Here is a 19,078-nt window from a genome sequence, read left to right as displayed (position 1 = left end):
AATTAGTAACTGTAGTCTATGTAATTCCGAATACATTTATAATGGAACAGGTCCACTGCCTAGTTTTTTCCCCCTAATAAAAAAAATGGGAGGCGATAAACGCGTCCCACACTTCATATTCTAAATTCCATTTCTTCATCTGCAATATAGAAGCCTTTTGCTTCGATTTCTTTCCTTAATGCTCCGTCTCTGTATAATACTGGGTTTGAATGATTAAGATGTGTAAAATAAATTTCCGTTTCTCCTACTAAATCCTGAAGCAACTCCATTGTCTCTGTCATTAGTGGATGGGGAACCTGTCGATAATCACGGCCGATATTCGCTAAATCCTGTGGGGAATGAAATGTGCCATCAAGGAAACAAATATCCGCCTCTTTCACCGCTTCTCGAATATCAATTTCCCATTCTTCCCATCGATCAATATCTGGAATAAATAAAACCTTTTTATTCGGTCCTTTGATCCAAAAAGCAAACGTCTCAGAAAACTCATTACGATGCGGAACGGTTACCGGAGTCACTGTTACTTCTGAAGAAACACTCACAGGTTGTCTATCCTTGATTTCTTGGACAACAATGTTCTCAAGTGCGGTTAACTGACTCCAGGGAGCATCTTTTTCCAGTAACTTTTTCATCTTTGACCCTGCCATTACGGGTAATTTTCGGGAATTAATTGCTTCTTTACCTAGAAACATCAAACCTGGATAATGGCCGATATGAGCATGCGTTATAAAAATACTGCTCATCAATTTTGATTCCAATCCATATCTCATTTGTAATCGCGCCATTTGTTCTCGCAAATCAGGAGAAGCCTCAATTAAATGCCATTTATTCTCTTCTGGTAATATAATCGCTAATGATGCCGCTGTTCTTTTATACTTTGGATCTTCCATTGCCCTTTTACAATTTTCACAAAAACAATTCGCTTGTGGTAAACCACCATCTTGCGCAGTCCCAACCACACTTAAAATAACTTCACTCACTATACAACTTCCCTTTCTACTTGTGCCAGTTCTTTATCTTGGCTATAATCCTTTCTAGCAATCGTCCATCCGGTGAAACCAAACAACAGATTTACTAATGGAACAAGATAAATAAAGAAAGCATACGGGATAAACTCCCATGCACTGACACCTAAAATGCTCGTTGCAAACACGGCTGGAACACTCCATGGGATAAGGTTAATTCCTACAGTCCCCATTGACTCGACTGTTCTAGAGAGGTTTTTCGTATCAATATTCATATCTTTATACTTTTGAACGAAGGTTCTTGCTGGTAAGATGATTGCCAAAAACTGAGCCCCACTTGCTAGCGCTACAACAAAGGTTGATAAAAGAGTAGAACCAATGAGTGCTCCAGTCGTTTTTACTTTTTTCATCATTTTACCTGTTAACAATTCAAATGTTCCCGTTTCTTCTAGAATACCACCAAGCGCGGTAGCAATCATAAGCATTCCAACAGTCCCAAGCATCGAAGTAAGTCCACCTCGATTCAACAAGGAGTCAATTTCACCTATTCCCGTTTCAATCTTAAAGCCACTTGTCATAAATTGAACAATTGAACTTACCGAGATTCCTTGAACTACAACAGCGATAACCGCACCTAATAAACCGACACCCATCAATGCTGGTAAGGCAGGAGTACGCTTTAGCATTAAAATGATCGTTAATATCGGTAGCAATAATAACAATGGGTGAATGACGAACGCTTCGTCTAAGCCAGACATAATGGCTTCAATCGTCCCATTACCAATACTTGTGTTATTAGCAATCTCAAAACTGCCAAACACCCAAAATAACAGAAGGGATACTACAAATGCAGGAATCGTATCCCAAAGCATATGTTTAATATGACTAAATAAATCCGTATCTACCAAAGCTGCAGCGATATTGGTCGTATCTGATAAAGGTGAAAGTTTATCCCCTAAATAGGCACCTGAAAGGACAGCCCCTGCAACGAGTGCCGATGAGAATCCCAATCCTTCTCCAATCGCCATGAAAGCTAGTCCTACAGTTGCAATCGAAGTAAAGGATGTTCCTAGAGTAATCGAAACAATACCTGTTATTAGCGCAACGAACGGAACAAACCAGGACGGATCTAAAATCGAAACACCATAATAAATCATTGTTGGAATAACACCACTCGCAATCCAAGACCCAATAATCGTCCCAATCACCATTAATATAAACACGGCTGGTAAGGCTCTTGTTACTCCATTTACCATCATTTGTTGGACATCATTCCAACTCCATCCGCTGCTAATTGCAACGATGGATGCCAAAATCACCCCTATCATTAATGGAAAATTCATTCCTGCATTCCAGATAAAAATAGAGCAAGCTGCAGCAATGATTAAACCTAATAATGGAATGATTGCTTTCCAAATTGTAAGATTTGATTTCACCGTTTCCCCCACCAGTCCATAAAAAATTAACTTAGCACTTTAATAGTTTAGAAGATTCTAATGTTACTTTAACACTTTAAAGCTTTTATGCTTTTAAGCTTTTTACTGCGATAATCATAATTTATTTTATTTGATTAGTCAATGTCCTTATCTCGGATGCACATAAAAAAACGAATCCCATTTTCGGAATTCGTTTTAATTATTAATGCAACCGGCTTTTTTCTTCTTCTCCCCAACATTCAACATCACCCAGATTTGAAACGTTTTTCTTGTAGAATACTGGGTCTTTGCCTTGTTTTCGTTGGACAACATAATCTTGAATAACTTGCTTTACTATCTTCCAAAGCAGCAGAATTGCAAGTAAGTTTATGATTGCCATGATGGCCATAAAGAGATCTGCTAAATCCCAGACAATTTGTACTTTTGCAATGGAACCAAATAGCACAAAGACCACAACAAAAATACGGAATACACTTAAACCAATTTTTGATTCATTAATAAATTCAATATTTGTTTCACCGTAGTAGTAATTGCCGATAATTGAGCTGAAAGCAAACAGAAATACAGCTATAGCTAAAAATATCCCTGCCCACTCGCCTAAATTCTCGGCTAAGGAAACTTGAGTTAAGTTAACAGAAGCAGCGTCGGATTGAAGATACGCATCACTTAGTAATACGATAGCAGCTGTTGCCGTACAAACTAATAATGTATCAATAAAAACCCCTAGGGTTTGAATTAAACCTTGTTTCACTGGGTGAGTAACAGATGCAGTTGCCGCTGCATTCGGAGCAGATCCCATTCCCGCTTCATTTGAGAATAAACCACGTTTTATCCCATTCATGATTGCTGCCCCTAGCAAACCAGCAAAGGCTTCTTCGAATCCAAAAGCTGATTTAATGATTAACATCAACACATTGGGGAGCTCTGTAATATTTATGATGACAACAAGAAGTGCGATGATGATATACAGAACTGCCATAACCGGAACAATAATTTGAGTGACACTTACAATACGCTTTAATCCACCAAAGACAATAATACCTGTTATAACCGCAATTATTATTCCCACTACAACCCGATTAGTACCGAAGCTTTCTTCAAATGCGATGGTTATCGTATTTGCTTGTACAGCATTAAACACAAAACCATATGTAAATGTAATAACCACGGCAAAAATGATGCCCATCCACCTTTTATTTAAGCCTTTTTCTATATAATAGGCGGGACCACCACGATACAACCCAGTATCGTGATCCTTGATTTTATATACTTGTGCGAGTGTACTTTCAACTAGTGAAGTTGCCCCCCCAATTAGCGCAATCATCCACATCCAAAAAATAGCACCAGGTCCCCCAAGGGCAATTGCCGTTGCAACTCCAGCAATATTCCCTGTCCCAATCCGAGAAGCAGCAGAAATGGTAAAAGCCTGAAAAGAAGAGATCCCTTTTTTTCCTGATTCATCTCTTGGAGTTTTTTCCGTAATCACTTTAAACATATCTGAAATTAATCGGAATTGAATAAAACCTGTTTTAACCGTAAAAAAAAGACCCACTCCAACCAACAATATAATTAATAAATACGAATATAAAAATGTATTGATTTCACCTAATGTACTACCAAACCATTCCATAGATTCCCCTCCTACAGTTATAATTGCTAATCCCTAGATTCCTTATACATTTTTGAGGGATGAGACGATGTGGTTTGAATTTTTAATAAACAATCAAATAATTCTTTACAATTACTCAATAGTGTTGAAATAATGCTAGGTTACAATTGCTATATCTGTCGGATCACCTGGATTTAGATAGAATATGATACGTGGAGGCAATACGATGAAAAGTAATTCAAAGCTCAAAATGTTCAGTAAGGTTTTATTAACCGGTTTTTTGCTAAGTTCAGTAAGCCCGATTAGCGGTAATCATGTATATGCGAAAACAGATTTTTCAACTCCCAATGAAGTAAATAAAATTGCAGGCTATAGCATAGGGTTAACCAATGAAGATGGTGGCATTGCTGAAATAGTTAAATATAATGCTGCCAACCAAAAGTTCTATGTTATTAATGGTCATGGACAGACCATTGATATTGTGAGTCTTAAAGATTTAAGATCTACAGACACTGTAACGGAACTACAAAAAGAAAGATCTATTAATATTGCTGACGTCGTGAACTCCGACACGTTTACATATGGTGACTTAACAAGTATTGATATTAATAGCTCACGTAATATAATTGTTGCTGCCGTTCAAGAAGCGGATTATACAAAAAACGGAAAAATTGTGGTAATGAATCCTGATGGCGACATTCAAAAAACCTTTGATGCAGGTGTACAACCTGACATGGTTAAAATAACATCTAATGGAAAGTACATTTTATCAGCGAACGAAGGCGAACCGCGTGGAGGTCTGCATACGGAAGACCCCGAGGGATCGATTACAATTGTGGAAGTGACCTCTGGAAAAGTTACACATCTTACTTTTGATGATCCAAGTGTGATTGATGATGATGTACATATTCGTAAGAATGGGACAAAAGCAGATGCTAGTAAAGATTTTGAGCCAGAATACATTGCGGTTTCAAAAAATGGTAAGAAAGCATATGTTACTCTTCAAGAGAACAATGCTATTGCGACGATTGATGTTGAAAAAGGCAAAGTTTTATCAGTTAAATCCCTTGGTTATAAAGACCATTCAATGGCAGGGAATGAATTAGATGCAGCTAGAGATGATAAAGTAAACATTGAAAAACTTCCGATCCTAGGTGCCTATATGCCAGATGGGATTGCACATGTAACCATCCGTGGCGTCGATTATCTTATTACAGCTAATGAAGGGGATGCAACAGAATGGCCAGAGGATGAATCGGATTTTATTAATGTTGCAGACTTTAAAGATGTAAAAGATAAAATTTCGCTAGACACAGATTTGTTTAAAGGAATGACAGCAAAAGAAGCACAAGACGCATTGGAGAAAATGAAAAACCCCGATAATGGTTATAGTAAACTTGAAGTACTGACTGATCGGGGAAATGATGCCATTTATACTTTGGGTGGCCGTTCATTCTCGATTTGGATGGCTGATAAAATGGAGCTTGTTTATGATAGTGGAAGTGATTTCGAAAAGATCACTGCAGAACGTTTTCCAGAAAACTTCAACTGGTCTAACGACGATGATACATTTGAAAAGCGCAGCGCCAAAAAGGGACCTGAGCCTGAAGATGTGAAGGTAGGCGTAATTGGAAATCAAGTATATGCATTTGTTGGGCTTGAGAGAATTGGTGGAGTCATGACATATAACATTACCGATCCACAAAATCCTCAGTTTACAGACTATACAAATACTAGAGATTTTTCGCAGGCAATAGCTGGTGATGTGGCACCTGAGGGGCTTGAATTTATTGCTCATAATGAAAGTCCTACTGGAAATCCACTTGTTTTAGTAGGTAATGAGGTAAGCGGCACTGTTTCTGTTAATGAAATCCAAGTAAAGCAAGGGAAACTTAATAAAAACCACCCTATAAAAGATAGATAACTTTTATCAAAAAAATGAGCCTAATTTCTCAATCGTTCGAGAAGTTAGGCTTTTTTGGTTACTATTGAGAGTCCTTTTGTAAAAATAAGTATGGGACACGGGACCTGTCCCTGTGTCCCACCATTTATACTAATTTCATCATTTCATTTCTAATACGGATTGCTCTTTCAGGATAATCGGTAATGATTGCATTGACTTGCAGGCTAAGTAATTTTTCGATTTCATTAGGTTCATTAACCGTCCAAACCCTTACCTTATCAAAAAGATGGTGGAAACTCTTCTCATTATCCTCATTAACCTTTTTGTTAAGATAATGAACGACTTCTAATGGAAAATACATTGGGAATTGCTTACTTATTTGTAACACTTGCTTGAACATTTCCCCCTTTGGTAGGAGAATCGATTTGTTTAAGTGAAAAGCGTCTAAATCTAATGCAGTCAAATAATCGTGCGGAAGGGAAACCCCCTCATTTAATAACCAAGCTATTATCGCATTCGGATTGAGTTGCTTGATTCTTAATATCGAGGGCAAATGGAATGATGAATAGATAATCTCTAGATCCTTTCCATACTGATGAACGATTTGTAGGATCTTCTCCTCGATTCCTTCATAAGGTACCAAGTACGTTTTTAGCTCGATATTAAGTTCAATTTGGTAGGGCGCGAGTAATTCTAGAACCTCTTTAAGAGTGGGAACTTGCTCGTTATCCCAAGCTTCTTCATATTCATGAAAGTGAGTAAATGGTTTTCCAGCGCTGTATTGTTTGATTTCAGCTAATGTTAAATCTTTTATCCAACCCGAGCCTGTTGTTGTCCGTTCGAGCGTCTCATCATGGATCACAACAACTTCCCCATCCTTTGTTAAATGGACATCTAATTCCAAACCATCAACACCCTGATCAATCGCTTTTTGTAAACTAAGTAAAGTATTCTCTGGATATGTCCCCTTTGCTCCACGGTGTCCATAAATTTTCGTCATCGAAAGTCACCCTTTACATACGTTTTTAAAAGTGTATTATCCGTACTCTTCTTATAATACTTTTTGTAAAAAAATGGTGGGACACGGTACCTGTCCCCGTGTCCCAATCATTTATTTTGTTCTTGCTTTGTTTGCCTGTTCGATTGCTTTGTTGAATTGGTCTACTGCAGTCGTATAGGCTTCATCTACAGATCCGCCATTATATACGGATTCAAGCGCTGTTTCCATTACTTTTCTTCCTTGTGGAAGCATATCCATTAAAGCACCTTGAGTTGCAAATGATGATTCAGTTGCTTGTAATTGATCGACTGTTACACGTAATTGTGGTTTTTCTGCATGAGCATCTATGACCAATTGTTCCTCGTACGCAGCTGGGTTGATCGCAAAGTAACCTGTACCAACATGCCATTTCGCTTGTACTTCAGGTGTTTGTAAATATTTCATAAATTCCCATGCAGCCTTTGTTTCTGCTTCTGGTTTTCCATCGATCATCCAAAGACTTGCTCCACCAATGACTACCCCTTCACGTTCCTTATTTTCAGGGTGTGGAAGGAATGCAATTCCTACTTCAAATGGAGCATTATCGATCACATCTCTAGCACTAGCTGATGATTGTAAGAACATCGATACATCTCCCGCTAAAAATCCGGCAACCATGTTATCTCCATTCGTGCCATAATTCGCAAATGTACCGTCATCTACCATTCTTTTAACCCATTCAAAAATGGACTTTCCTTCTTCTTCTGTCCAACCAATTTCAGTTGGTGTTTCTGAACGTCCATTGTCATTATTCAGTAATAAAGCACCTTGGTTCGCTAGTAATTGCTCCCATAACCATCCATATGCTTGTAAAGCGAAGCCTTTCATTTCTGGATTTGATTTTGCAATTGCTTTACCAGCAGCTTCTACTTCTTCATAAGTTGCTGGAGGTGTTTCAGGGTCTAATCCAGCAGCAGTAAATGCATCTTTGTTATAATACATAACCGGTGTAGACGAGTTAAATGGCATTGAATAAAACTTTCCATCTAATGAGTAGTAATTAATAATGTTTTCTTCTAATCCACTCATATCATATCCATCTGCATCTACTAATTCTTGAATCGGAATAATATTGCCACTGTTAATCATCGACATTGTTCCGATTTCGAAAGTTTGAATCATTGTTGGTGCACTATCAGTACCTGCAACAGCATTAAATTTTGTTAAGGACTCATCATATGTACCTTGATATTCTGCGTTTACTTGAATCTCCTCTTGAGACTTATTGAAATCATCAACAATCGTATTTAAGGCTTCTTGGCCCGCACCACCCATAGAGTGCCAGAATGTTACAACCTGTGGCCCACTCTTTTCTTCTGAATGCGAGTTTTTATCTGAGCCTGAGTTTTGGTTACCATCGCCAGAAGTAGATTCACCTCCCGCACAAGCTGCTAAAAGTAAAACTAAACCTATTGCAAGGAACATCATCAATTTTTTCATGTTTCTTCATCTCCTTTATTATATGTTCGAGGAAACTGTTATTTTACAGCGCCCTCTGTTAAACCTGTTTGTAACTTCTTTTGTCCAAGGAAAAGCAGTATTAAGGTTGGGATAATGACAATCACAGCACCTGCCATGATAACACCCCAGTCATTTAACTGTTCTTGTGTTTGTAATTGTTTCAAGCCAATTTGCACCGTACGAACCGTATCGTTTGTAGTTGCAAGAAGTGGCCATAAATACATATTCCAGGATGTTAGAAAACCGTATACCCCTAATGTGACTAAGCTCGTTCTTGATACAGGTAAAACGACCGTTAAGAAAAATTTAAAATCACCAATCCCGGCAATTTGGCTCGCTTCCCTTAATTCTTTAGGAATTTGTTTAAAGTGCTGTCGCAACAAAAAGGTGCCAAACGTCGTGGCAAAGAATGGAATCGTTAGGCCTGCGTAGTTATCAAGCCAACCTAGGTCACGGATAATGTGAAAGTTTGGAATAATAGACGCCTCAAAGGGAACCATCATTGTTGCAATAAAAATATAAAATAGAACATCTCTTCCTTTAAACTCTAAAAATACAAAAGCATAGGCTGCTAGACTCGATAAAGCCAATTGTCCGAGCATAATCACAATCGACACTACAAAACTATTAAACAAATACTTGAATAACGGAAAACGTTCAAAAGCAGCCACATAATTATCTGCTGTTAGCTTGGACGGCATACTGGCAGTTAATATATCTTGGTTCGTCATGAAACTCATGACAATTGCCATAATAGCCGGTCCTGCTATTAAAAGTGCTGAAATGATCAATAAAATATAGAAGGTTACTTTTCTTCCCAATGACATCATCATTGATAGTGAACCCTCCTCTCACCCAGCTTAAATTGCAGAGCAGTCATTACTAAAATTAGAATAAATAACACGATTGCCTGTGCACTTGCCGTTCCGAATTGATAATTCACAAATGCCTCTCGGTAAATCGAATAGACGATTAAGTTCGTTTCATTTGCTGGTCCACCCTGTGTTAAAATATCGATCTGACCGAACGTTTGGAACGAATTGATAATTGAAACAGTAATCACAAAGAATAATGTCGGTGAAAGCATCGGGAGTGTAATTCTTCTAAACTTATAAAAATACCCTGAACCCTCAATATCCGCACTTTCATATAAAGAAGTCTCAATGGATTGTAAACCACCTAGCAAAATTAAAAATGTAAAACCTATGTTCATCCAAATGGTGGTAATGGCAATAGCAACCATTGCCCATTTCGGATCTGTAAGCCAGCCAATCGATTCCGCACCTAACATGTTTAGGATTTGGTTCAATAACCCCATAGTTGGATTAAATAAGTACAACCAAAATACTGAAGCTGCGGCAACCGATATACCCATCGTTGACGTAAAAACAGTTCGGAAAAAGCCAATCCCTTTTAGTTTTTCATTCGAAATGACGGCTAAAAACAAACTGATTATAATAGTTGCAGGTACCGTATAGATGACAAACAAAAAAGTATTTTTTAAGCTTTTTAATAAAATAGGATCGGAAAACATGTATAAGTAATTTTCCAAGCCTACAAATACGGTAGTAGCTCCCTTTGCATCTGTTAAAAAGAAACTTAAATAAATGGTCTTAAACAATGGATAAAACAGAAAAACTCCAAACAAAACAATAGACGGCAATAAAAATAGAATTCCTTTTACCAAACTAGTCATTCGCTTTTGCTTGTTTGCTCTCTTCATTTGAGCAGCATAGTTTTTTTCATTTTCTATGATTGGACTGATCATACTCATATTGCTACAACCTCTTGTTTCTTCCCCAGTTCAGCAGATTTAAGTAGATTTCCTGTGTCACCATCAAAGAATAATATGTATTCTGGCATAATTTGCACAGGAACCATTTGTCCAAAGTGGATGTTCCACTGCCCTGGCCATTTTGCCGTCCATAATTCTGAACCTACATCAAAAGCGATTGATGTTTCATTTCCTAATTGTTCAATATTAACTGCTTCTAGATATGTAAGATAATTTTCTTTTTCAATTCCTGAGATGAGATGCTCTGGGCGAATACCAACTACGAGATTTCGGTTTCTCGGTATATCCTTTACAATCGTTGGATCGATTGAAATTTTAAGTTGATTTTCAATTACTATTTGTGTCCCATCCTCTGAAATAACAGCCTTTCCTAGATTCATTTTTGGTGAACCGATAAAAGAAGCAACAAATAAATTTTGCGGTTCATTATATAAATTAATCGGTTGACCGACTTGTTGAATCTTGCCATCATTGAGGACCATAATTCGGTCACCCATCGTCATCGCTTCGACTTGGTCGTGGGTAACATAGATCATGGTTAGCCCCAGACGTTTTTGCAGCCTCCGAATTTGAACTCGCATATTCGCACGAAGCTTAGCATCCAAATTAGATAGCGGCTCGTCCATTAAACATAGAGGGGCTTGGCTTACAACCGAACGTCCAAGTGCAACGCGTTGTCTTTGTCCACCAGAAAGCTCTCTTGGTTTCCGCTTTAGCAATTCGCTTAACTCTAACATTTCTGCAGCTTCTTTCAGCCTTCTTTGCTGTTCTTTTTTATCCACTTTTCTAGCTTGTAACCCAAACAGAATATTTTGCTCTACAGTTAAATGTGGATATAAGGCGTAATTTTGAAAGACCATAGATAAATCTCGATTTTTTGGAGGGAGATGATTCACAACTTCATTGTTAATCTTCAAAATCCCCCCAGAAATTTCTTCAAGTCCTGCGATCATCCGAAGCAATGTACTCTTACCAGACCCAGAAGGACCAACAAGTACGAAAAACTCACCTTCCTCTATTGAAACAGTGATGCCATCCAATACATCCTTTTGTTTATCATAGGATTTAGAGATGTCAGTTAACTCAACTCGACTCATGGCCAACCTCCTTTCTAATTACAACAACATTTAACCACAATTCGTGCTATAAAAAAGCGAATTTACTGTTTCCTGACAATCTCTTAAATTTACTTAATAAATTAAACGAATCTTTACACTAAACAGGCCAGATGTACTATTTACAATGGGACATGTCCACTGTTCCAGAACGATGCACACCTCTTTTTGTAAAAAAATGGTGGGACACGGGACCTGTCCCCGCGTCCCAAAATAAAAAACCCTGATACCGGAAGTTTTTTCACGGTTCAGGGTTTTTTTAGAGAGTTAATTCATCCAGTTAGAATGTCTCCATTTGGATATTTTATTTTATTGACTTTCGGTTTCGCTAAAGAAAAGGCAAGGGTAAGTGGGCCAATTTTGCCAAAGAACATCATGAATATTATTACTAATTTTCCGATGAATGAGAGTGAAAATGTTAGTCCCATTGACATTCCGACCGTACCAAAAGCAGATACTACTTCAAATAACGAAACTAAAAATGGTGCATCCTCTGAAATCGTTAATATGAACACAGCTCCTAATACAAATATAAGACTCATAGTTGAGATTGCTAAGGCTTTGATGATCATTGTTCCAGGTAATGTTCTTTTATAAAGAACTACATCTTGTTTTCCCTTAAGGAACGACAAGGCTCCAAAGATGATAACAAGAAAAGTGGTTACTTTTATTCCTCCACCCGTTGAGGCACTGCCCGCTCCAATAAACATTAAAATGATCATTAAAAAGGCTGTAGATTCATTTATACTTGCAATATCTAGGGTGTTAAACCCTGCGGTCCTTGGTACGACACCCTGAAAGTAAGCTGCCCATAATTTATCTGGCAACGAAGGTAAACCCGCTAATGTTTTCGGATTATTATACTCTAATAAAAACACCAGAATTATTGCTACAACGTTAATAATAAATGTACCAATTATCATCAGTTTGGAGTGGAGACTTAGTTTGTTAAAACGTTTATTATGCCAGATATCCATCAATACAGTAAACCCAATTCCACCTGTTATAAATAGAAAGGTAATCCCTATATTAACGGTTGGATCCCCTGCATAACCCATTAGACTATCTGACCATAATGCAAAGCCAGCATTGTTAAACGCAGATATAGAGTGAAAAAAACTATAATATATTCCCTTCCACCATCCATATTCAGGAACCCACTTAATGGATAAAATAAGCAAGCCAATAAATTCAATTGAAATTGAAAAGATAAACAGGTTTTTAACTAGTTTAATAACTCCTCCAAGCGAAGTTTGATTTAATGATTGTTGTATAACCATTCTTTCTTTCAACCCAATCTTTTTACCAAGCATCATATAGATTAGTACAGCAAAAGACATTATTCCTAATCCGCCAAGTTGAATCAACGACACAATTATTACCTCACCGAATGTTGTAAACACACTTGGAGTATCCACTACTATAAGTCCCGTCACTGTCATTGCAGAAGTTGCGGTAAATAAAGCATCAATCAAACTAATCGATGTTGTCGTTGCTATAGGCAGTTTTAACAATAGCGAACCAACTAGTATAAAAAACATAAATATAAAGATTAAAAGTTGATAAGGAGACAGGTTTATATATTGTTTGATCTTCATAGTTTTTTCTCCCCAATCCTATAAATCCATTAAACTACAAGCCTTTTTCTTCAAACCGTTGTAAATCTAAATTACTTCCCATCACAACCAACGTATCACCCTGATGAAGGATATCATTGGGTAAAGGTGAAATATTGATTTGCTCTCCCCTTTTAATCGCTAATATTGTACAACCGTACTTTGCACGAATATCCAATTGAATTAACGATTTTTGATTTATTTTCTCAGTGGCTTTTAATTCCAGAATGCTATAGTCTTTTGACAGCTCAATAAAATCAATGATATTTTCAGAATTAAGTTGGTGCGCAACTCTTATTCCCATATCTTGCTCCGGATGAATGACTCGGTCCGCACCAATCTTTTCTAATATTTTGTGGTGGTATGAATTTTGTGCTTTTACCCAAACCACAATCCCCATCTCTTTGAGTAACAAGGTACAATGGATACTTGATTGCATATCTTCTCCAATAGCGACAATGGCAAGGTCAAAGTTTCTTATTCCCAATGTTTTGAGAGCATTTTCATCCGTTACATTTGCAACTACTGCTGTGGTTGAATCATTGATCATATTATTCACTCTGTCTTCGTTAATATCGATTGCTAAAACTTCATTACCTAACATGTTCAATTCCCTACACACTGCACTCCCAAATCGACCTAAGCCAATAACTACGAATTGCTTTTTCAACAACCTCTCCTCTTTTCCTTCCATAACACCAATACAAAAAAGACCATCACAAATAGAATGGTCTTAGGCTGAACCTTTGACCTTTCTCTCGATATGGATACTTTAACGCTTACGAGGTTAGCTGTCGGATTAGGAATTGAGAGTATCCCTTCTTACTCTGTAAGATTCACCCCAAGATAGGCTGAGCCTATCAAAAAAATGGTTCCCCCGCTCAAAAATGATTCAGCGAATAAAAGGTGTTCGGATTATTTTTTTGAATTAATAATGAGAATTTACTCCCATTTTACTTTGTTGTCAATAATAATTTTTTTGACGATAAAGAACCGTATTTAGGCGTGATCTCCTTGCACTTGAATTCTTAAATATGAAAAGGCAGTATGCTTTTAAAAAACATACTGCCTCTTCAAAACTTGTAGCATATTCATTTTTTGAACCAATAACCTAGTCCTCAATCTCCCAAGCCGGGTTCCAGACTACTTCCCATAAATGGCCATCCGGATCCTGGAAGTGACCGGAATATCCACCCCAAAAAGTATCATGAGCTGGATCTGTTATTGTTGCACCCGCATTTTTGGCCTGCTCCAATACCTTATCCACTTCTTCTTTACTATTTACATTGTGACCAATTGTAAATTCAGTAGGACTTGCTGGAGTCTTAGTAACTTTTGCCTGATAAGCAATATCCTCTCGTTTCCAGATTGCAAGCTTCAATCCAGATTGTAAATCAAAAAAAGCAACTGCTCCATGCTCAAATTCCTTGCCCACAATACCCTCTGTTGGGAATCCTAATCCATCGCGATAAAATTCTAATGCTTTCTCCAAATCATTTACACCTAATGTAATTACATTGACTCTGGCTTTCATAAACGAATGATGCCTCCTTTTAGGACTGGAACGACAGGTGTGTCATCACAGTCTCCACTATCCTATTTGTCAAAAAATGGTGGGACGAGGGACCTGTCCCCTTGTCCCTATGATTCTGCGATTGTAGGTTTTCCTGCTTCAATTAATACTTTATTTCTGCTCATGAAAATGGCTAGTATGATAATGAATATTCCCGTTCCGAGAAGGAGCCATTCAATTTTGATGATATCTGCAATTGGGCCAAATATAAGCATTCCAAGGGGCATCATTGAGGTTGAAATCATCCCCATCACACCAAACACTCTTCCTAGGTAATCTTCTTCTACTTTCTCCTGCAACAAAACGGTTGCGGGTGTATTAAAAATCGGCATGGCGACGCCGAATAGAGCCATGAAGGCAAAATAAGCCCAAAAGTTAGGAACGATACCAAGTGCAAATGTGCAGACACCCATGATTACACTAGCAAATCCCAATGTTTTAATTTTGTTTTCGAAACCTCCCCAGGAAGCGATTATTCCTCCCCCGACCATCATGCCGATGGAGAAGGCGATTTCGATTGCTGATAAACGCCAAACGTCATCACCAAAACTGCGCGTAACCTGCAGCGGTGTCAAGAAGGCTGCCGGTGCCATTAACACAAAGAACACTGCAAAGAAAAGGAAAAAGCTCTTCAGAAACGTATGGTTATTTACATATTGCAGCCCTTGTTTAAAATCACTAAAGTAGCTAGTTGTTTGTTTTTCTGCTGCCTTCTCATGTACAGAAATTTTTAAAGCGAGCAGTGTGATTATTGCAATTGCTGCGGTTATGACATCGATGAAGAAAATCGTTTCAATTGTCGCAAAACCTAATAGTGCGGCACTTACCATTGGAGAAACAAACATGATAATAGCCTGAATACTTCCATTCACCCCGTTCACTTTTGTCAATTTATCCTTAGGAACAATCTGCGGTAAAATCGCACCGACTGCAGGCATTTGGATTCCGGTTCCAAAGGCACGGACGGCTGCCATCACAAATAACAACCAAATTGCATCAAATCCCATAAAAAAGAGAATTGCAAGGATTAAAGTTGCAGTGGCAATAAGTCCATCAGCTAAAATGATTAACATTTTGCGGTTATATCGATCCGCCCAAACCCCTGCCACTGGTGACAAAATAAAGGCTGGTATAAAACCACAGATGATATATAACGTCATCATCAAACCGGATTCCGTCGTTAACGTTATATGCCACATCATGGCGTATTGAACCAGAGATGATCCAAAGAGGGAGATCGTCTGGCTACTTAAAAAGAGAATAATATTCTTGAACCAATTCTCCTTAAGATTATTATCCATTGTATTCATTTTCTAACAACTCATTTCTATTCAGATTTATTTAATGCACGCTTCACCTACATTCACATACTTCGTGTCACTTATGTCAAAGATCCTTTTTTAGACAACAAAAAAAGAGGGAATCCTCGTCCCCTCTTTTAAATAACCGTAAAATATTGGTTTTCTTTAAAAAATGACAGATCAATCCCGTTGCTCTGAACGTAGGCAGAGCTTCAAACGTATTAAATTAACGAGTGAAATTTGGGAAACGTAATCTGATTGATGCTGTCACAAGGAAAACCTCCATTTCTTAAATGATGAACACATCATAGCAAATATGACCTAAAAATACAAGTAGAGGGTCAAGCCGCTTCCTCACTTTTTAAGGATTTTATCTGAATAAAGAAGTGTCCGAACACGATAAAAAAGCTGAACCCTTAATGGATTCAGCCTCACATAAAGCGATTACTTGTCAGTTCCTGTGAAGTTCCAAAGAAAAAGGAATTTCTACTTTTCCTCTTGGTCTACAGCCTCGTCAGCACCTTCGCCCGCTTTGTTGCCTAGGGCACCTCCGGCAACTGCCCCTGCAACTGTACCAAGTGGACCCAATACAGAACCAATCACAGCACCTGCAGCCGCTCCTGCACCTGTTCCTACTGCCTCACCAGCATTGATATCCTCGGGGTTTCTTTTGTTTTCAGCCAATTATCCCACCTCCTTTTTTGGAAATGCTTATTATTTTTACACTTCCCTCAAAGCTTAGTTTGCTCAAAGCCATTTGCTATTTATTACGTATATCATTTCCTTATTTCCCCAAGTAGTACTTGGCAAAGGGCTGGTTCATTGTTCTAAGCTTTTTCTTGTGGGACGCGGGACCTGTCCCTCTGTCCCAGACACTTGACTTCACATACGAGCATAGGTTATAAAGGTAATGTAAGTAAAAAAACGCCTTAAAATAAAGGGGTATGAGTTTATGTTATCGGTGGTTCTTAACTAATCCATAATTGGATAGCTGGAAGAAGCAAAAAAACGTAGCAAGGCTATGTTTATTTCACTATGGCTTCTTTTGGAAAGTTAAGAACACGCATCATAGCTATGAAAAATGGATCTTGCTATGGCATGTTTGTCATGGTTTTTTTGTGTCTAAAAAACACCAATGACTGTGCTATGCCCAGGTCTATCTTCAGCCGTCATGAGCGATTTGTTCATGACGGCTTTTTTGATATAGCCCGTGAACAATTCCTCACGAACTATGTTTTTTATTAAAAGGAGGATTTACCATTGAATCGTCAAACAATGGAAGCATTAGGTTTTTATCAAATTTTGAATGAAATCGCACAATTCGCAAGAACAGACCGGGGTAAGGAAACACTACTTTCTTTAAGACCTACACAAAACAAAAAAAAGATCGAGCAATCTTTACATGAAATTTCAGAAGCAATGAACATCCTTGCAATCAGTGGGAGTGTTCCGATACACTCTTTGGACCAAATCGATCATTATATTGAGCAAGCAAAAAAAGGAATCGCTATAAAAGTAGATCAATTCACTCGGATTGTCTCATTCCTAGACCACTGTCAAAAATTAAAACAATTTATGAAAGATAAGGAATATGCCGGTCCAATGGTAAGCATGTACGCTGCATCCATTGGAGATGTATCCCAACTAGAAGCAGAAATAAGTCGCTGTTTGCGCAATGGCCAAGTAGATGATTATGCATCAAGTGACCTTAACTACCTGCGAAGACACCTCGCCACTCAACAGGAAAAATTAAAAGAAAAAGCACAGTCATTAGTGAAAAGTGGAAGAATTTCTCCTTACTTGCAGGAAACGAATGTTGCAGAACGATCAGGTCGTTATGTTCTAGCAGTAAAAAAGGAATTTAGGAAGAAAATTCAAGGAGCAGTATTAGATACGTCAGCTTCGGGCTCTACCCTCTTTATCGAACCTGTTGAATTAAGCACGCTTCAGGAAGATATTGAGCTCATTAAAATAGCAGAAGAAACTGAGGTAGAGCGAATTTTATATGAACTCACTCAGTTGTTTCTTTCATATGAACATGTGATCCAGGTTGCCACCCAGACCATGCATCATTATGATGTACTTTTCGCCAAAGCTAAGTACAGTCAAAAAATCCAAGCAAACATTCCGACAATCAATGAAGAGTTCAGGATCCATCTAAAAGAGGCACGTCATCCAATGCTTGGACATGATGCCGTTCCTCTTACGGTTCCAATTGGAGAACAAGAACGAGCTCTTATCATTACTGGTCCGAATACAGGAGGAAAAACGGTAACATTAAAAACAGTTGGACTCCTCACATTGATGGCTCAATCTGGCCTCCCTATTCCAGCCAAAAAAGGGAGTGAAATTGCCATCTTCCAACATATCTTTGTCGATATTGGAGATGGCCAAAGCATTGAGCAAAACTTAAGTACGTTTAGCTCGCGGATGGTCAATATAATTGAAATTTTAAAAACCACAAACGATTCATCACTCGTATTAATTGATGAACTTGGCTCCGGCACCGACCCGAGGGAAGGAATGGCCCTCGCCATCGTTATTTTAGAGCAACTATTTGAAAAAGGGGCTACTTTATTTGCAACAACCCATTATAGTGAAATGAAGAGCTTTGCTGATGAAACAGAAGGATTTTTAAATGGTTCCATGGAATTCGATATCGAAACACTACAACCAACGTACAGACTTTTACTTGGAAAGAGTGGGCAAAGCCAAGCGTTTGATATAGCTGCTAAACTCGGGATGCACCCAACACTTATCGAGCGTGCACATAAGAAAGCCTATCAACAGGATAAGGATTACCATCAAAACATTGCACGCGAAGCATTGCAATCACCCACCTATCAAAAGCAAATCATTGTAAATAAGTATGCTCGAAGTAATGTTGAAAAAAGAAAACAAGAGCCACATGCATCTAAGGTCACGGTCTACAATCAAGGTGATAACGTCCTTCTTGTTGCAACAGGTGAAACCGGCATAGTGTACAAAGGACCAGATGACCGTGGAGATTATATTGTGCAAATTAAAGGGGATAAACGAACTGTTAATTATAAGAGAATTGAGTTAAAGATTGCGGCAGCAGAGCTCTACCCTTCCGATTACGATTTTGACATCATCTTCAAAAGTAAAGAATATCGAAAAATAAAAAAAGACATGAACCGCAAATTCGTAGAAGACAAATGGTTAGAGGAAGATGAGTAATCATGACATAAACTAAAAAAGCGTTAATCCTATTTTGGATTAACGTTTTTTTCTAACTATTGGG

Annotated in this window: 15 protein-coding genes and 1 riboswitch; of the genes, 2 read left to right on the top strand and 13 right to left on the bottom strand. The window is 38.1% G+C overall.

Annotation, left to right across the window (positions count from 1 at the left end):
* Window positions 1-113 precede the first annotated feature (113 nt).
* The 3 genes from ACFSFW_RS11890 to ACFSFW_RS11880 form a co-directional block, all read right to left on the bottom strand.
* Window positions 114-980, bottom strand: a complete 867-nt coding sequence (locus ACFSFW_RS11890; protein WP_388038466.1) for an MBL fold metallo-hydrolase — start codon at window positions 978-980, stop codon at window positions 114-116.
* Window positions 980-2,401 (bottom strand): Na+/H+ antiporter NhaC, encoded by a 1,422-nt coding sequence (nhaC, locus tag ACFSFW_RS11885; RefSeq protein ID WP_388038463.1) that lies wholly within the window; start codon window positions 2,399-2,401, stop codon window positions 980-982. The genes ACFSFW_RS11890 and nhaC overlap by 1 nt, the downstream gene beginning before the upstream one ends.
* Before the next feature lie 202 nt (window positions 2,402-2,603).
* Window positions 2,604-4,031 (bottom strand): alanine/glycine:cation symporter family protein, encoded by a 1,428-nt coding sequence (locus ACFSFW_RS11880; RefSeq protein ID WP_388038460.1) that lies wholly within the window; start codon window positions 4,029-4,031, stop codon window positions 2,604-2,606.
* A 205-nt stretch (window positions 4,032-4,236) separates the two neighbouring features.
* Here ACFSFW_RS11880 and ACFSFW_RS11875 point away from each other — a divergent pair, with 205 nt between their 5' ends.
* Window positions 4,237-5,934, top strand: coding sequence for a choice-of-anchor I family protein (locus ACFSFW_RS11875; protein WP_388038458.1), 1,698 nt, complete (start codon window positions 4,237-4,239; stop codon window positions 5,932-5,934).
* Between the two features lie 124 nt (window positions 5,935-6,058).
* Here ACFSFW_RS11875 and ACFSFW_RS11870 read toward each other — a convergent pair whose 3' ends face one another.
* The 10 genes from ACFSFW_RS11870 to ACFSFW_RS11825 form a co-directional block, all read right to left on the bottom strand.
* A complete protein-coding gene (locus ACFSFW_RS11870) occupies window positions 6,059-6,913 on the bottom strand; it encodes a glycerophosphodiester phosphodiesterase (protein WP_388038455.1) in 855 nt (284 codons plus the stop codon).
* A gap of 111 nt (window positions 6,914-7,024) precedes the next feature.
* A complete protein-coding gene (locus ACFSFW_RS11865; protein ID WP_388038452.1) occupies window positions 7,025-8,392 on the bottom strand; it encodes an ABC transporter substrate-binding protein in 1,368 nt (455 codons plus the stop codon).
* Window positions 8,393-8,430: 38 nt separating this feature from the next.
* Window positions 8,431-9,246: a carbohydrate ABC transporter permease gene (locus ACFSFW_RS11860; RefSeq protein WP_388038449.1), complete on the bottom strand. Its 816-nt coding sequence runs from the start codon at window positions 9,244-9,246 to the stop codon at window positions 8,431-8,433.
* A complete protein-coding gene (locus tag ACFSFW_RS11855) occupies window positions 9,243-10,136 on the bottom strand; it encodes a carbohydrate ABC transporter permease (protein WP_388038882.1) in 894 nt (297 codons plus the stop codon). Before ACFSFW_RS11855 ends, ACFSFW_RS11860 begins: the two co-directional genes overlap by 4 nt.
* 47 nt (window positions 10,137-10,183) lie before the next feature.
* Entirely contained in the window at window positions 10,184-11,305 is a 1,122-nt protein-coding gene (locus tag ACFSFW_RS11850) for an ABC transporter ATP-binding protein (RefSeq protein WP_388038446.1), read from the bottom strand.
* Window positions 11,306-11,595: 290 nt separating this feature from the next.
* Window positions 11,596-12,921 (bottom strand): TrkH family potassium uptake protein, encoded by a 1,326-nt coding sequence (locus ACFSFW_RS11845; protein ID WP_388038443.1) that lies wholly within the window; start codon window positions 12,919-12,921, stop codon window positions 11,596-11,598.
* Window positions 12,922-12,955: 34 nt separating this feature from the next.
* The gene (locus ACFSFW_RS11840; protein WP_388038440.1) at window positions 12,956-13,633 is read right to left on the bottom strand and encodes a potassium channel family protein; all 678 of its coding nucleotides are present in this window, start codon (window positions 13,631-13,633) and stop codon (window positions 12,956-12,958) included.
* A gap of 67 nt (window positions 13,634-13,700) precedes the next feature.
* A riboswitch (cyclic di-AMP (ydaO/yuaA leader) is annotated at window positions 13,701-13,847 on the bottom strand.
* Window positions 13,848-14,050: 203 nt separating this feature from the next.
* A complete protein-coding gene (locus ACFSFW_RS11835) occupies window positions 14,051-14,473 on the bottom strand; it encodes a VOC family protein (protein ID WP_388038438.1) in 423 nt (140 codons plus the stop codon).
* 107 nt (window positions 14,474-14,580) lie between these two features.
* Window positions 14,581-15,822 carry an MFS transporter gene (locus ACFSFW_RS11830; protein ID WP_388038435.1) on the bottom strand — a complete coding sequence of 414 codons (1,242 nt, stop codon included), beginning with the start codon at window positions 15,820-15,822 and terminating at the stop codon, window positions 14,581-14,583.
* Window positions 15,823-16,299: 477 nt separating this feature from the next.
* On the bottom strand, window positions 16,300-16,497 hold the full coding sequence (locus ACFSFW_RS11825; protein WP_304219621.1) for a glycine zipper domain-containing protein: 198 nt from the start codon (window positions 16,495-16,497) through the stop codon (window positions 16,300-16,302).
* A gap of 576 nt (window positions 16,498-17,073) precedes the next feature.
* Between ACFSFW_RS11825 and ACFSFW_RS11820 the strand changes: the two genes are divergently transcribed.
* Complete coding sequence (locus ACFSFW_RS11820; RefSeq protein WP_388038432.1) at window positions 17,074-19,014, top strand: endonuclease MutS2; 1,941 nt, start codon at window positions 17,074-17,076, stop codon at window positions 19,012-19,014.
* The last annotated feature ends 64 nt before the right edge of the window (window positions 19,015-19,078 follow it).

Origin of the sequence: Ferdinandcohnia salidurans (assembly GCF_042680725.1) — a bacterium.
GTDB lineage: Bacteria > Bacillota > Bacilli > Bacillales > Bacillaceae_L > Ferdinandcohnia > Ferdinandcohnia salidurans.
The sequence above is the reverse complement of the archived record's forward strand: the minus strand, read 5'-3'. Positions and strand labels throughout refer to the sequence as shown.